Below are 14,967 nucleotides of genomic sequence, written 5' to 3'. Positions count from 1 at the left end.
CGCCGCCGAGCAGCGAGGCCGCACCACCGAGGCGGCTCTTCCTCTCCTGGAGCAGGCCCTCGGCTATCTGACTCGCGGCGAGCTGCTGGAAGAGGAGGGCGGCCTCTGGGTGCATGCGGCCCGCCTGCACGGTCAGGCCATGCTGCGCCAGTGCCGCCGCTGGCTCGCCCAGATCTACGCCCGGCAAGGACGGCTCTGGCTGACCAGTGAGCACTTCCGCGCCTTGCTTCAGGCAGATCCTGCCGATGAGGAGGCGCTGCGGGAGTGGCTTCACGTGCTGCTGCAGCACGGCCAGGAGCGGGAAGCCCGCCGCTGCTACGAGGAGGTGCAAGCCCTCGCTGCCCAGCAAGGCGAAACCCTCCCCTCCTGGGAGCAGCTCCGGCTGGTCAAGCCCCCCGCCGATATGGTATGCTTGACCCAGACAAAGAACATCTCCCAGGGGGAACAGCAGCAGAAACACACCCTGAGCACTGCGTCAGGAGTGGGCGAGCTGCTCTCCCATCCTCAAGATGTGGCAGTCACCTGGGACCACACTGCTCTCTTGCGGCTGACAGCTTTCATCTTCTGCTGGCGGTCCTTCGCAGGGCAGAGAGCACTCCACGAATTCGAGGCGCTCTTTCATAGGGAGCTGATCACTATGGCGAATCCAAGCGCACAACCACCCACAGAGCCAGCAGCGCTTGAGCGTCGTCAAGTCTTGCTAGGGCTGGCCAGCCTGCCACTGATCATGCTTGATCTACCTCAGCAGTCGGCCTTTCGTTCCATGCGTCTTCAGCCCTCCGAGGAGCTGTTATTAGCATGTGCAGCGAGTGTGACAGCCTGCTGGCACCTGCTCCAACAACGAGATCTCGATACCGTAGAGCAATCACTGAGGAACTTCCTGCCTCAATTGCGCAGTTGGGCTGGTGACGCATCGCCTCTTCGGCGTCAGGCGGCATCGCTCGCCACGCAAGGGATGTTACAGCTCAGCCTGGTGGCTCACCATCGTCTTCAATTGCAACGCCGCTTGCAACTTTGTCAGGAAGCAGTGATATTGAGTCGCTTAGCAGGGAATCCTGCCCTGGAGGTGAAGGCTCTAACATTTCAAGCAAGCGCGAGCTTCCATCTGGGACAGTGGGGTGAGATGGTCCGCGCTTATGAAGCAGCCAGCCAGATCACAGAGGCCGTTCCCTCGCTACTGCAGGCGAAAACACTTTTGGGTCTGGCTCGGGCTGCGGCTGTGCAAGGACGAGTAACTGAGGCACTCCAACGATTGAGCCAGGCACGAGAGTTATGCCCAGAAGAACAGGAACAAGAGTCCCTCCCTGCCTTCCTCGCGGTGGATGAAAGCCGCTGGCTCCCAGTCGTCTTTGACGCCTCGATTCGCCTCACCCTGGCCCGATGCCAGATGTGTCAAGAGCACTATCGGCAGGTTGAACAGACCCTGATCCCTCTCACGACTTCTCATCAGGCCGATGAGATTCCCGATCGTTTGCAACTAGTCCTTTGGCACCTGCGCGCGCAAGCAGCACTTGGCGAGGGTGACCTTGAACGCTTCTACGCCACCGTTCAGGAGACGGCGACCAGGCTCCAGAGGCTTCCTAGCCAAAAGCGCAAGCAGGAGCTAGTCAATACATGGCGACAGGCACGGCAACTGTGGCCACATGAGAGGCGACTGCTGGAATTGGCCGATGTGCTCCTCTAGCAGGGAGGATGACTATTCCTCACTGGCTCTTGAGGCCCCTTTGCTTCCCGCCGACAGGAGGAGGGATACAGCCCGAACTGTTCTCCATGAGAGAGAACTCAGGCCAGGCGTCAGCCACGCAGGAGATTGCTGTTAGAAGATATCAATGTCCTCTGCCAAGTTAACAGCAATCTCCGCTTTTTATGCCTTAAATAAGGCGATGCTTTTGAGATACTTTCTACAAAATTATCATTATCTACCCAAAAGCCTCCCCCACCTCAGACTTTTACCCTTCATACAGATTTTTCTCACCTCTCCCATCCTCTGGAAAAAGTTCGAACAGCTTCTGAGAGCCTTCCTTTCCTCCCTTGACTATCCTGTTCCAGAAGCTTGAAAGGAAAGGAGATATACAACCTATGGCTACGTCACCCCAGCCATTAACAGATGCGCATGAGCGATCCCCATATTCCTGTCCGCGCTGCCGTCAGCATCAGCGCCTGCTCCCGCAGCAGGTCACCGACCTCGGCCAGCCGCTCCTGATCCTCTCGCCGCGGCTTCCCTCCCCACACTGGTTCCAGCAACTACGCCGTCTGCTCGCTCCCGAGCAAGAGGAGGCCTGCGCATGATCCGCCACTGGCTCAGGCACCTCTTGCAGGCCTCGCCTCACCCCTCCACCGCTGCAGACTCAGCCGCGCCGCCTCCGGCAGCTCCCGGCGCCCTGACCCCAACCGGTCCCGGCGACACCTACGTGCTGCCACGCACCCGCCAGGAACAGGACCGCCTCGACCTGCAACACTTCGCCCTGCGCCAGTTCCTTGGCAGCCACTTCCTGGCTCCCGTCCGCGACCCGCGCGCCATCCTCGACGTCGGTACCGGCAGCGGCATCTGGCTCCGCGAGGCCGCCCGCTGCTGGCCCCAGGCTCGCCTCATCGCCCTCGACAAAGACCTCTCCCTCCTGCGCACCCCCTTACCGCCACACTGCCAGCCCGTCCAGGCCGACCTGCTCAGCGGCCTCCCCTTCCCTGACGCCTCCTTCGACTACATCCATCAGCGCCTCCTCGTCGCCGCCATCCCCCTCACCGCCTGGCCCGGCGTTCTCAGCGACCTCCTGCGCGTCACCGCCCCAGGTGGCTGGCTCGAATTCGTCGAGGCCACCGGCCAGGTCTTCCACGAGGGACCACACCAGGCCCGCGTCCGCGCCTGGTTCGAAACCCTGGCCGCCCGTCGCGGCCTCCATCTGACCGCACCGCTCCAAATCCCCGACTGGCTGCGCTCCCTTGGCCTCCATCCCACCGTCCGCGCCTACGAGACCCCCCTCTTCGGCAAAGCCTACGGCGCTCCCCTCTTCCGCCGCGACCTGCTCGCCTCCCTGCAGAGCGTCGCCCCCATTCTGGCCAGCGTCAACCAGGTTCCCCTGAGCCTGGTCGAGGAGACCTTGAGCGCCCTACCCGCCGAATGGGAGCGCCAGCGCACCTGCTGCGGCCTCCTGACCGTCTGGGGGTGCAAGCCATGAGCCGCCATCGCCACCGTCGTCAGCGCTCCAGGCGTCCCACAAACAACCTGCTGGCCGGTCTCTCGCCCGTGCTCATCCCCGGCCCACTCGAGTGGGCCTTGACCGGGCGCACCATCGAAGATCTCCAGCTCCTTACCATCACCCTCCTCTCGCCACGCGCTCAACAACTCTGGCAGCACTGGCAAGAGGAGCGCGACCCACGCTTTCCTACGTCCACCAGCGGACGCCTGGGCAAGGGCGACCGTCACCTGCTCAAACTCCTGGTCGAGCTGCAACAAGGCCTGGACCTGCTCCAGGCCCGCTGCCAGGAAACCATCGCGCGCGATCCCGAACAACCCATCTATTTCCACACCAGCGAGATCCCGCGCCTGCGCCGGCTGCTGAGCCTGACAGACCGCATGCTGCAGCAGGTGCAGCATAGCGTGAGTCCCGAATCGGCTACCCTGCAGCTGAAGCTTGGTCAGCGGCTCATCCGCTACCTTGCCCGCACCTTGCGCGACCATCCCCGTCGCGAGCACCTTAATTAAGCCGCCGAGCGAGGTCCTCGTGCGTGGGCCAGGGTGCTGGATGATCGTAAAGGGGGTATACTTTAGGAGAGCCATACAGTCTGACAACATCCACAGCTACCAGGCTTTCACCTGACGCTTGCTGGCAGCGATGGAGATGACGCCAAGCCCTATCAGCTGCAAGCAATTCAAGCAGCCTCCACCCAGAACCCTGGCCTCTTCCTCAGCCTGACCCTCTGCCCCTGGGATAACGCCTTCTCCCTTTTCATGGCTGCCCCAGGCAGGCGTCGAGCCAGCGTCACAACAAAGGAGCTACCCGCCACGTACGAGCCTCAACGAGCCTCAACCCAAGCCGAGGCCCTCGTGAGCAGATAGCTCCTCGTTCCGGCTCACCTTGCCCTCTAGCGAGAGCGAAGCGCCTGATCCCTGCCGGTCAGCATCAGGCTCACGCCAGTCTGCCGGCGCGCGCCCCGTCTCTCCTCCTACTCGACCAGCAACTCCTCCAGGCAGCGCTCAATGGTGCTGGCCGAAGGATAGTAAGCCGTCTCCTCCGGCTCGTTATAGGGGGCCGCCGGCGCCGGCAGGGCCGAGATCAGGCGCGGCGTCGCATCCAGATCATAGAAACAATGCTCTACAATCCATGAATGCACATGGCGCGCGAAGCTCGTCAGATCCGGCTCTTCCGTCACCACCACCACCCGATTCGCCTCGCGCACCGCCGCCCGCAGCGCCTCCTCATCGAACGGCATCAGTGTCCGTAGATCCACAATCTCGATAGCCCCGCCATGCCGCTCGATCACACTGGAAGCAGCAATACAGGCTTCCAGCACCATCGTCCCCCAGCTCACGATCGCCACCTGCGGCGTTCCCTCGCCCAGGCGCAGCCGGCGGGCCTTGCCGATCGGCAGCGTATAATAGCCCTCGGGCACCTGCCAGTACTGGGCCATCGCCTCAATCGGGCGCCCGTGGCGATCCTTCGGCGGCTCCGAGCGATAGAGACGCCCACGCTCCAGAAAAACCACCGGCGACTGCGAGCGCGCCGCCTCCAAGAGCAGCCCTTTGGCATCGAACGGCGTCGCCGGGCAGAGCGTGATCATCCCCGGCACATTCGTAAACCACTGCTCGCCCGCATTCGAATGACCAAAGGCCCCACCACCAGCGGCACTACTCGAAATGGGACCGCCTCCTCCACTGCCCGACTTCGTGCGGATCAGCAACGGCACCCGCCAATCGCCAAAGTTCTGGTAGGAGATACGCGCCGCCAGGCGAATCGTCTGCGCCGCTGACTGATGATAATCCACAAACTGAATCTCGGCACAGCGCGCGCGCCCGTCAGTCATGGCCGCCCCGGCGGCGACTCCAATGATCAACTGCTCATTGAGGGGGCTACTGATGGCTCTCCCAGGGAAATGCGTAACCAGCGAGGCAGTGGCGCCGAAAACGCCCCCTTTTGGACTCCCCACATCCTGACCATAGACGAAGAAATCAGGGTCGCGCTGCGCCAGCTCAGCCAGCGCCTCATTAATCGCGCCCAACATCGTTGTCGGGCGTTTAGCACCACGTGGCGTATTCTCCTGCCACTGCGGGACATAGATCACATGCTGCAGGACTCGCTCGGGCGTCGGTTCCGGCTCCTGCAGCACACGCTCCTCGGCCTGTTGCAGCTCGGCTCGTACCTCACGGCGCAGGCGCTCAAGATCAGCCTCCTGCAGATAGCCGTGCTCCACCAGCCAGCGACCATAGTTAGCCACCGGATCTTTGGTCGCCTTGGTAAACTCGACCTCCTCCCGCTTGCGGTACGAATAGATATCCGTACTGCTGGAGTGAGGATCGAGCAGGCCGAGCTTCAGATGCATCAAGGCCGGGCCTTGCCCCGAGCGCACATACTCAGCCAGGCGCGCTGTCGCCTCAAAGACCGGAATCGCGTTTGTGCCGTCGACCTCCTCGGCATAGATTCCGGCAGCGCGCGCCCACTCGACCAGCGAGCCAGCCCACTGAATCGAAGACTCGGTCGTAATCGCCCACCCGTTATCTTCGACAATCATGAGGATCGGCAGGCGATGCACTGAGGCCTGGCGGAAGAGCACATTGAAATCATTGGTCGCCACGCCGCCATCGCCGGTCGTGAAGACCACGATCTCCTTGCTCCCGTGCCGCTTGAGCGAGAAGGCTACCCCGCCGGCAAAGGGGGCCAGCGCCGCCACCTCGCTGAAGGTCGGCAGAATGCGATGGCGTCGGCTGCTGTAGTGCGAGGGCATATTGCGACCGGCACACATCGGTCCCGTCGTGCGCGAGTAGGCTTCCCGCAGCGGACCATAAATGTCGCCCGTCCGCTGCAGCCATGCCGCCAGGTCACGATAGTAGAGGGAGAGCCAGTCTTGCGGATCAACGGCAGCTACTACGGCGGCCATGCTCTCGTGCCCACCGCACCCAATATAGAAGGGAAACTTCCCTTGCGTCTTGCGCACTTTCAGCAGCTCGTTGATGCTGCGCGCCATCAGCATGGTGCGGTAAAGCGCAACGGGATCTTCAGGCCGCGCGCCCGTTTTGGATTCCGCTGCCTGCACTTCCAGAGTCATTGCTACTGCCTCCAATCGTCTACGCTGACATCTCGACCCGGCTCCATTGTCCAGGGTTTTTTTCACTGGCATTATAGAATCGACTTTTGCGAAAAGCAACCACTGGAGCCACAAGCCAAACCTGAAAAATAGGCCAGAGTGGGCAAAACAGGCAGCAGCCTAGCCTCTCCTTCGCTCGTCTGCTAATCGGCTGATAGCCCTCAGCAGGCCGGCCCGGCCCCCTTTGATCCTCCCCTTCTCTGGCCGCGCTATTGCTAGCCCGCGCGACGAGGGCGTATAATGAGCAGTGCATCTGGCGATGCACCGGCTTCCTTCTACGACCCTGCAAAAGAAGATCAAGGCGTGAATCGTATGAAAACGCATCTGGTGGTGTCGACGTGGAGCTAGCGACTACTCAGCCTTCACTATCCACGACGCAGCTACGCGACCTCTATCAGCGCATGTTACTGACGCGCCTGGTTGACGGCTACTGTTGGCAACTCCACCAGAGTGGGCGCATTGGCTTCGTGGCCAGCTGTCGCGGCCACGAGGCGGCCCAGGTTGGCAGCGCCGCCTGCATTCGCCCGAGCTTCGACTTTACCCTGCCCTACTACCGCGACCTGGGGGTCGTCCTCACTCTCGGGATGACTCCCTACGAGATCTTCCGCACCTACCTGCAGGGCTGGCCAGGCAGCCTGACCGACCCCGACCAACGCCTCCATCGCCCGATCCAGCACTGGGGCTATCATAAACACAATATGATTAGCGGCCCCGTCCCCGTGGCGACCCAGATTCTGCACGCCGCAGGCATCGCCTTCGCCTGCAAGCTGCGTAAAAGCTCAGCCGTGGCAATCGCCTACTGCGGCGACGGCGCCACCGCCGAGCCGGATTTCCTGGAAGGACTCACCTTTGCCGCCCAGCAACGCCTGCCTGTCCTCTTCATCTGCGAGCAGGATTGCTCACTCGACGCCCAGGTTTTCCGCCTCTCCCCCGCCCGCCTCCCCTCCGGCCTCACCTATCGCTGCGTCGACGGCAGCGATATCCGCGAGGTCTACGCTTTCACAAGCGAGGCGCTGGAGCTGGCTCGCACCGGCCAGGGGCCGATCCTGCTGGAGATGCTGGTGACGCGCGGCTCCCCCGAGCAGGCTGAGGCCGAGTGTGATCCGCTTTCCCATTGCCGGCGCCTGCTAGAGAACAGCGGAGCCTGGGACGAGGTATGGCATGCTCAGCTGACAGCTCGCCTGCGCGCCGAGGTTGAGCAGGCCCTAGAGGATGCACTGCGCGACAGTCACCTGAGCGAGTCGGCTGAGAGCCAGCCCGCCAATCCCGCACCCCAGCGCCGCGACCGCGAAGGAGGATGATACGCCTTGCCACGCCAGAATAGCCGTCCTAGCGCGCTCTTTGAAACTCTGCTCTACGGGGCCGACTACAACCCCGAGCAGTGGCCCGCCTCGCTCTGGCCAGAGGATATGCGCTTAATGAAGCTGGCGGGCCTTAATATGGTCTCGATCAATATTTTCTCCTGGGCCTTGCTTGAGCCAGCCCTGGATCAGTACGATTTCTCGCAGCTCGACCGCGTGATGGATCTGCTGGCCGAGCACGGCATCGCCGCCGATCTGGGCACGGCCACCGCCGCCCCTCCTCCCTGGATGAGTCGCCACTATCCCGACATCCTGCCGGTGACCCGCGAGGGCCTGCGCTTCTCCCACGGCTCACGGCAGCACTTCTGCCCCAACAGCAGAAACTACCGCCGCGAGGCCGCTGAGCTGGTCCGTCAGCTGGCCCTGCGCTACCGCAAGCATCCCGCGCTGCGCCTCTGGCACGTCAACAATGAATACGGCTGCCACGTCCCGGCCTGCTACTGCGATAACTGTGCCGAGGCTTTCCGCTCCTGGCTCCAGCAGCGCTACGGCTCGCTGGAGGCCCTCAATGAAGCCTGGGGGACCACCTTCTGGGGCCAGCGCTATTACCACTGGGAGGAAATCCTCCCCCCACGCCTGACGCCAGCTCAGCCCTCTCCCAGCCTCTGCCTGGATTACCAGCGCTTTATATCCTCCTCCTTGCTGGAATGCTTTTTGAACGAGGCCCGCATTCTGCGCGAGATCACGCCCCATGTACCGGTGACAACTAACCTGATGGGGGCTTTTAAGCCGCTGGACTATTTCGCCTGGGCTCCCCACCTGGATGTGATCGCCTTCGATAACTATCCAGCACGCACCACACCACCCAACGAGGTGGCTTTCGTCCATGACCTGATGCGTTCGCTCAAGAGCGGTCAGCCACATCTGGTGATGGAGCAGGCCCCTGGTCCCGTCAACTGGCGCCCGCAGAATCCCCAGCGCCGCCCTGGCGAGCTGCGCCTGCAAAGCCTGCAGGCCGTGGCACGCGGCGCCAATGGCGTCCTCTACTTCCAGTGGCGCCAGTCGCGCGCTGGCGCGGAGAAGTTCCACAGTGCCATCGTCTCCCACGATGGCAGCGAGCGCGCACGCATCTTCCGCGAGGTCGAAGCGATCGGCGCCGAACTCAAGCAGCTCGCCCCCATCGTCGCCGGCAGCCGCCTACCGGCTCAGGCGGCCTTGCTGATGGACTGGGAAAACTGGTGGGCTGTGGAATATCAGCCAGGCCCCAGCGATCGCCTTCGCTACTGGGATCTGCTCCTGGCCTACCATCAGCCGCTCTACGCCGCGAATATCCCCGTAGCGGTGGTCTCACCAGAGAGCAACTGGCAAGGCTACCGGCTCTTGATCGCCCCCTTGCTCTATCTGCTGCGTCCAGGCCTGGCCCAGAAGCTGGAGATGTTCGTAGCGGAAGGCGGAATCTTGCTGACGACCTTCTTTAGCGGCATCGTCGATGCCAACGACCGCGTGGTGACCGGCGGCTATCCGGCTGAACTGCGGCGTTTGCTGGGCCTGCGTGTGGCCGAGTTCGATCCCTGGACCGCGGAGATGAGGAACACGCTGGTCATCGAAGAGGGTCCACTGCAGGGACGCTACGCCTGCAGTCTGTGGGGCGAGGTGCTGGAGCTGGAAGGCGCCCAGGCCCTCGGGCATTTCGCCAGCGACTACTATGCCGGCGGCCCCGCGCTGACCGTTCACCACTTTGGCCAGGGCCGCGCCTACTACCTGGCAACTCAGCCAGAAGAGGCTTTTCGGCAACGGCTCCTGACCCGGCTTTGCCAGGAGGCGGGCCTGACCCCCTTGCTGGAGGCCCCTCCCGGCGTCGAGGTCTCGCGCCGCCTGACCCCAGATGCACGCAACATCTACTTCCTTTTGAACCATAACCAGCAGGAGGTCACGCTCTCCCTGCCCGATGGCCATTTCCGACGGCTGCCCCAGGGAGAAACGCTCAGCGGACAGGTGCGCCTGGCCCCATATGACGTAGCGGTCCTGCAGGAGGAAAGCTAGCCAGCCCGGCGCGCGGTCTCGCTCATCAGGGTCTGGCCTCTGCCCCCTGGCTCTCGCCCTCCCTGCTGCCGCCGCGCCGCGCTCTTGTGCCCTAGGTCAATCCCTGATCCTCGGCGGTGCTGCTGCGCTGGGCCCGCAGCACGGCCTCGGCCTGGTTGAGCAGCGCGTCCTCGATGCGCTGCCGATGTTTGGGCAGAGTGTTCGCCGGCAGGTCCTGGGGCGGGAAATAGCGACAGTCGCGCGCCTCTTCGGTAGGAGTGAGCGCGCCACCTACGACGCGACAGCGGAAGGTCAAAACCACTTCCTGCTTCTGGGGCTTGGAGTAGACGCCCACCAGCCGCTCGACAACTACCTCAAGGCCGGTCTCCTCGCGCACCTCACGCTGTACCGCCTCGTCGACCGTCTCCCCCAGCTCCATCCCTCCCCCGGGAAGGTTCCACCAATCGATATCGTTGCGATGCACGAGCAAAACTCGTCCCTCGTCATCGAAAATGAGAGCAAAGACCCCCACACGGAAGCGGGCAGAGCCACCCGCCAGCGCCTCTGCCCCGATCTCGGCGTTCTGCATTCCTTTCCTCCCTGAGTGAGCGTGCGTGGCCTGTGCCCATACCATCATCCGATCTCCAGCCTCTTTTCCGCTCTGGCTCAGTCGCTGAGGCCATAGAGCCGCCAGGCATTATCGTGCAGAATGAGCTGGGCCATATGCCGGGCCTGCTCGTAGTCTAGCTCTTCCGCATCGATCATCTCCTGGAGAACCTGGGCCAGAATGGCGCGTCCGCGCAGGGCGGCTGCCCAGTGCATTTCTGGCAGATGAACGCCATCAGAGCTGTAGACAAGTTTGCTGGCAGGGGCTACTCCAAGGGCCTGGCGCGTAAAGGCCAGCATTTCCAGCCGATCGACAAAGGGAATACAATACGAAAGATCGAAATAGACATGGGGATAGATTGCCGCCAGATAGGCGCCTAATTGAACATAGGGATAGCTTTCATGCAGCAAGACAATAGCCATCCCACGATAATCACCGCGCTCCATAATGTTGCGCAGATGTAGCGGGTTACCCAGCAGGAGATTCGTATCACTATCGCCATAGCCTGTATGGAACTGCACCGGCAGTCTTTGCTGAGAGGCATAGTGAAACGCAATATGGAGCAAGTAGTCGAGCAACGGCTTATGATTGATGCGCAGCGTGCCCTGACGCAACCCCTCGGCTCGCGCCTGAGCGAAGGCTGCCACTGCCTCATCCTTGGTCCACTCCAGAATATTGAGGCCCGTGCGATAGGCCGCAATGCTTTTGAAGCCGCAGTAGCCGCGCTCGCGGATGGTGCTCACCTCCTGCTCATAGTGAGCAACCATCTCATCGAAGTCGCTATAGGCCATGACGAGGCGCTGCATGAGCGGCTCCAGGCGGAAGAGCCTGGCTGCGCGACAGTGACCCAAGGCGCCCATCCGCTCCGGGGAATAGACATGCGGGCCTTCAGGGAAGCCCGTGTCGATGACCAGGGCGGCAAAATTCGCCGCTTGCAAGAGGCGCGCTAGCAGGGCATCGCTCTCCAGAGCATTGCGAGCTGCGATCAGCTCCTCTTCGCTCGCCGAACAGCCATAGAAGGCCGTCGCCTGGCGCACCAGCCAGAGGTAGTAGACCGACTCGCCTACATGACGCTGGGCAAAGCTGGGATCAGCGGCTTCAGTAAAATAGCTGCGGAAACGTACCAGATCCATTTGCTGATCGAGCAAGACCGGATGGCAGTGATTATCAACGAGCGGTATATCGCTGAGATCGAGCATGGTAACCCTCGCGCGCTATCATATGAACTGAGGTCGTCCCGCTCATGATAGCAGCCCCAGGGGTCAACAATCAAGCCCTACCGGGCCAGCGCCCGCCCGCGAGCAGCACCCCTGCACGATGAGGCGCACCCGCGAGCGGGCCGAGCGGGCTTGTCGGCAAGCTGGTCTTGTTGGCGCCCGACCACGCCGTCCCTGCTCTGACCACTCGCTCGACCAGCAGAGGCTCTCTGCAAGCCTCTTGCTCTTCAGACATCCTTGCCGACCATGACCTCGGTCGACTTGATGATCGCCACCACCTGATCACCTGGCTGCAGCTGCAGCGTCTCCGCTGAGGTGCGCGTGATAGCTGCAACCAGCTCCTGACCATCAGGCAGAGCGACCGTCACTTCAGCCATCACATCGCCTAGCTTGACGGCCTTGACCGTGGCCTGCAAACGATTGCGTGCACTAAACTGCAGAGCCATGATGCATCGTCCCCCTTTCGCCCGGTTCAGCCGGGCGGCGAGCACGCTCCAACGTGTTGCCTGCCCGTTCCGTGGCTCATACAAACCGCGAGCATGGCAGCGCCTCCTTGCTCACGAGGAGTTCCGCCATGCTCGCTCGTCGTTACGTTGCGCTTACACTACACAATACGGCGCCAGTGCGCCCGAGGCTTCAGAGTCCAATACAGACCGATTTCAGCTCGGTATAGTTCTCCAGGACCTCGTGGCCCATCTCGCGCCCCCACCCGGATTGCTTGTAACCACCGAAGGGCAATGCGGCATCAAAGACATTATAGCAGTTGACATAAACCGTACCGGCTCGCAGCTGCTGCGCCAGGCGATGAGCCTTACTGATATCGCGCGTCCAGATGCCCGCCGCCAGCCCGTAGACCGTATCGTTAGCCACCGGCGGGATCTCATCCAGCTCCTTGATGGGCATGGCCGTGACCACCGGCCCAAAGATCTCCTCCTGCACCACCTTCATATCCTGGCGCACATTGACCAGGACCGTCGGCTCGACGAAGTACCCCTGGTCGCCGTAACGCCTGGCCCCACAAAGCGGGGTAGCCCCATCGGCCAGGCCGGCCTCAATGTAGCCGGAGACACGCTGCAGCTGCTCCTCAGAAACCAGCGGCCCCATCTGCGTCGCCGGATCAAAACCTGGCCCCAGGCGAATCTTCTTGGCCTCTTCGGCCACGCCCTCGACAACGCGATCAAAGACCGCCTGCTCGACATAGAGGCGCGACCCGGCGCAGCAACACTGCCCGTGGTTGAAAAAGATGGCATGGGCCGCCCCCTTGATAGCACGGTCAAGGTCGCTATCCTTGAGCACGATATTCGGCGATTTGCCGCCCAACTCCAGCGTCACCTTTTTGAGATTGCCCGCAGCAGCGTGGACGATAAGCTTGCCAACCTCCGTCGAACCAGTGAAGGCGATCTTATCGACGTCGGGATGGGCCGCCAGGGCCGCGCCCGCGGTCTCGCCAAAACCGGGCACGATGTTGACGACCCCATCGGGGAAACCCGCCTCCTGGATCAGCTCGCCCAGGCGCAGGGCCGAAAGCGGGGTTTGCTCAGCCGGCTTGAGGACAATGGTACAGCCAGCAGCCAGAGCCGGGGCCAGCTTCCAGGCCGCCATCAAAAGGGGGAAATTCCAGGGGATAATCTGCCCAACAACGCCTATCGGCTCGCGCAAGGTATAGGCGAAATAGTCGCCCGGCGTGGAGATCGGAATGGTATGGCCTTCGATCTTGGTCGCCCAGCCCGCCATATAGCGGAACATGTCGACGGTCAGCGCCACATCGCCGATGCGCGCAATGCGCAGAGGCTTGCCGTTGTCCAACGATTCAAGCTGAGCAAACTCCTCGCTATGCTGCTCAATGAGGTCGGCCAGCTTCCAGATCAGGCGCCCACGCTCAGAGGGCTTCATCTTGCGCCAGGGACCGCTCTCGAAGCTGCGCCGCGCCGCCTGCACCGCCCGCTCAATGTCCTCTTTGTCTCCCTCGGCAACCTGCGCCAACACTTCGCCAGTGGCCGGATTGTAGACGGGAAAGGTCTTGCCCGAAGCGGCCTCCTCCCATCTCCCCCCAATAAAGAGCTTCTTCGGCCCACTTCCAATGAAGGTCTGGACTTCCGGTAAGACAGCGACATTGCTTTCGGCCAGCGTCATGATCGTTCTCCTTCTTCATTGCTGCTGGTTGACCGCGCCGTCCGTAACGCCTTGCACACAGCCCGTTCTTCAGGGCCGTCCCCAAAAAACGCCACACAAAAGAAGAGTCCCAATGCGATGAGCGTTAACCACGCTGAAACTCGCTCTGCTGGTGAAGACTGCCGTGACGACGAAGCGCGAAGTGGGCGGCAGTATCTTGCTCATCGATTGAGTACTCAATAATTGAGTATAAGCAAAATGCGAAGAAAGTCAAGGGTGGCCGGCGAGAAGAATGGCGGCGAGCCAGCAGATGAGAAGGAGGGGGGGAAGGGTCAGCGGGCGCTCAGAAGCGAGCGCCCGCCAGCTAACTATCGAGCGATAGGGCTGCCAGGGTGGCCACCATCAGGGCTTTGATAGTGTGCATGCGATTTTCGGACTGCTCGAAGACAATGGAGGCTGGCGACTCAAAGACCTCGTCGGTGACCTCCAGAGCCTCCAAGCCATAGCGCGCCGCGATCGAGCGGCCCAGACCCGTCTCAGTATTGTGGAGAGCTGGCAGACAATGCATAAAGAGGACCTGCGGGTTGTGGGTAAGGGCCATGAGCTGGGACGTCACTTGATAGGGCGCGAGGAGCTGGATGCGCTCCCCCCACAGGGCCGGGTCCTCACCCATCGACACCCAGACATCAGTGTAGATGACGTCGCAGCCACGCACAGCCTCGGCGACATCCTCGGTCACCGTGAGGCGGGCGCCACTGGTGGCCGCCAGGGCCTGCACCTCCTGCAGGCGCGTCTCACTGGGCCAGAGCTGGCGCGGACCAGCCAGGCGGACATCCATCCCCATCAAGGCCCCGCCCACCAGCAGCGTATCGGCCATGTTATAGCTCACATTCCCCACAAAGCAGAAGCTCACCGCCTCCAGCGGCTTCGCCACATGCTCCTGCATCGTGAGCAGATCGGCCAGAACTTGCGTCGGATGCGAGTGGGCAGTCATGGCATTCCAGACCGGCACCCCGGCATAGCGGGCCAGCTCCTCGACCGTCTCCTGAGCTGGACCACGGTAGGCGATGCCATCGTAGAGCCGCCCCAGCACACGCGCCGTATCCTTAATGCTCTCCTTCTGCCCGACATGTGAGCCACTGGGGCCAATATAGGTGACATGGGCCCCCTGATCAAAGGCCGCCACTTCAAAGCTCGTGCGCGTGCGCGTCGAGTCCTGTTCGAACAGCAGGACAATATTCTTGCCGCGCAAGTACTGCTCTTCCTTCCCGGCAGACTTGGCCGCCTTCAGACGGCTGGCCAGCGCCAACAGGGCGCGAATCTCCTCAGCGCTGAGGTCCTCCAATTTTAGCAAGTGCCGCTTGCTCAAATTGCAGGCCACGGTTGAGCTAATCCTCCTCAAATAACA

Annotated in this window: 12 protein-coding genes; 6 read left to right on the top strand and 6 right to left on the bottom strand. The window is 62.2% G+C overall.

The window, feature by feature from the left end; genetic code table 11:
- The 4 genes from KTAU_RS21745 to KTAU_RS21355 all read left to right on the top strand — a co-directional run.
- The coding region (locus tag KTAU_RS21745; protein ID WP_170293485.1) for a bacterial transcriptional activator domain-containing protein at nucleotides 1-1,684 on the top strand (1,684 nt) is incomplete at its 5' end.
- Between the two features lie 395 nt (nucleotides 1,685-2,079).
- Entirely contained in the window at nucleotides 2,080-2,289 is a 210-nt protein-coding gene (locus KTAU_RS21365) for a hypothetical protein (protein WP_151730260.1), read from the top strand.
- Nucleotides 2,286-3,176 carry a class I SAM-dependent methyltransferase gene (locus KTAU_RS21360; RefSeq protein ID WP_069805562.1) on the top strand — a complete coding sequence of 297 codons (891 nt, stop codon included), beginning with the start codon at nucleotides 2,286-2,288 and terminating at the stop codon, nucleotides 3,174-3,176. The genes KTAU_RS21365 and KTAU_RS21360 overlap by 4 nt, the downstream gene beginning before the upstream one ends.
- On the top strand, nucleotides 3,173-3,703 hold the full coding sequence (locus tag KTAU_RS21355) for a hypothetical protein (protein WP_151730259.1): 531 nt from the start codon (nucleotides 3,173-3,175) through the stop codon (nucleotides 3,701-3,703). Before KTAU_RS21360 ends, KTAU_RS21355 begins: the two co-directional genes overlap by 4 nt.
- A 461-nt stretch (nucleotides 3,704-4,164) precedes the next feature.
- Here the strand turns inward: KTAU_RS21355 and KTAU_RS21350 are convergent, their stop codons facing one another.
- The gene (locus KTAU_RS21350; protein ID WP_170293484.1) at nucleotides 4,165-6,261 is read right to left on the bottom strand and encodes an alpha-ketoacid dehydrogenase subunit alpha/beta; all 2,097 of its coding nucleotides are present in this window, start codon (nucleotides 6,259-6,261) and stop codon (nucleotides 4,165-4,167) included.
- Between the two features lie 377 nt (nucleotides 6,262-6,638).
- Here KTAU_RS21350 and KTAU_RS21345 point away from each other — a divergent pair, with 377 nt between their 5' ends.
- A complete protein-coding gene (locus tag KTAU_RS21345) occupies nucleotides 6,639-7,601 on the top strand; it encodes a thiamine pyrophosphate-dependent dehydrogenase E1 component subunit alpha (RefSeq protein WP_151730257.1) in 963 nt (320 codons plus the stop codon).
- Between the two features lie 6 nt (nucleotides 7,602-7,607).
- Nucleotides 7,608-9,644 carry a beta-galactosidase gene (locus KTAU_RS21340; protein ID WP_228026581.1) on the top strand — a complete coding sequence of 679 codons (2,037 nt, stop codon included), beginning with the start codon at nucleotides 7,608-7,610 and terminating at the stop codon, nucleotides 9,642-9,644.
- Nucleotides 9,645-9,735: 91 nt separating this feature from the next.
- Here the strand turns inward: KTAU_RS21340 and KTAU_RS21335 are convergent, their stop codons facing one another.
- From KTAU_RS21335 to argF, 5 genes are all read right to left on the bottom strand, one after another.
- On the bottom strand, nucleotides 9,736-10,212 hold the full coding sequence (locus tag KTAU_RS21335; RefSeq protein WP_151730256.1) for an NUDIX domain-containing protein: 477 nt from the start codon (nucleotides 10,210-10,212) through the stop codon (nucleotides 9,736-9,738).
- Between the two features lie 77 nt (nucleotides 10,213-10,289).
- Nucleotides 10,290-11,429 (bottom strand): amidohydrolase family protein, encoded by a 1,140-nt coding sequence (locus tag KTAU_RS21330; protein ID WP_069805569.1) that lies wholly within the window; start codon nucleotides 11,427-11,429, stop codon nucleotides 10,290-10,292.
- A gap of 245 nt (nucleotides 11,430-11,674) precedes the next feature.
- On the bottom strand, nucleotides 11,675-11,893 hold the full coding sequence (locus KTAU_RS21325; RefSeq protein WP_218104091.1) for a TOBE domain-containing protein: 219 nt from the start codon (nucleotides 11,891-11,893) through the stop codon (nucleotides 11,675-11,677).
- A 190-nt stretch (nucleotides 11,894-12,083) separates the two neighbouring features.
- The gene (locus KTAU_RS21320) at nucleotides 12,084-13,580 is read right to left on the bottom strand and encodes an aldehyde dehydrogenase family protein (protein ID WP_151730255.1); all 1,497 of its coding nucleotides are present in this window, start codon (nucleotides 13,578-13,580) and stop codon (nucleotides 12,084-12,086) included.
- Nucleotides 13,581-13,923: 343 nt separating this feature from the next.
- Nucleotides 13,924-14,940, bottom strand: a complete 1,017-nt coding sequence (argF, locus tag KTAU_RS21315; protein WP_069805581.1) for an ornithine carbamoyltransferase — start codon at nucleotides 14,938-14,940, stop codon at nucleotides 13,924-13,926.
- Nucleotides 14,941-14,967: the final 27 nt, after the last annotated feature.

This window comes from Thermogemmatispora aurantia (assembly GCF_008974285.1).
GTDB lineage: Bacteria > Chloroflexota > Ktedonobacteria > Ktedonobacterales > Ktedonobacteraceae > Thermogemmatispora > Thermogemmatispora aurantia.
Note: the sequence above shows the minus strand (reverse complement) of the source record. Positions and strands in the feature narration are given on the sequence as shown.

What these genes read in the sequence shown, in the direction of transcription:
- KTAU_RS21365 (WP_151730260.1), top strand. Translation starts at nt 2,080, where the DNA reads ATGGCTACGTCACCCCAGCCATTAACAGATGCGCATGAGCGATCCCCA.
- KTAU_RS21360 (WP_069805562.1), top strand. Translation starts at nt 2,286, where the DNA reads ATGATCCGCCACTGGCTCAGGCACCTCTTGCAGGCCTCGCCTCACCCC.
- KTAU_RS21355 (WP_151730259.1), top strand. Translation starts at nt 3,173, where the DNA reads ATGAGCCGCCATCGCCACCGTCGTCAGCGCTCCAGGCGTCCCACAAAC.
- KTAU_RS21350 (WP_170293484.1), bottom strand. Translation starts at nt 6,261, where the DNA reads ATGACTCTGGAAGTGCAGGCAGCGGAATCCAAAACGGGCGCGCGGCCT.
- KTAU_RS21335 (WP_151730256.1), bottom strand. Translation starts at nt 10,212, where the DNA reads ATGCAGAACGCCGAGATCGGGGCAGAGGCGCTGGCGGGTGGCTCTGCC.
- KTAU_RS21330 (WP_069805569.1), bottom strand. Translation starts at nt 11,429, where the DNA reads ATGCTCGATCTCAGCGATATACCGCTCGTTGATAATCACTGCCATCCG.
- KTAU_RS21325 (WP_218104091.1), bottom strand. Translation starts at nt 11,893, where the DNA reads ATGGCTCTGCAGTTTAGTGCACGCAATCGTTTGCAGGCCACGGTCAAG.
- KTAU_RS21320 (WP_151730255.1), bottom strand. Translation starts at nt 13,580, where the DNA reads ATGACGCTGGCCGAAAGCAATGTCGCTGTCTTACCGGAAGTCCAGACC.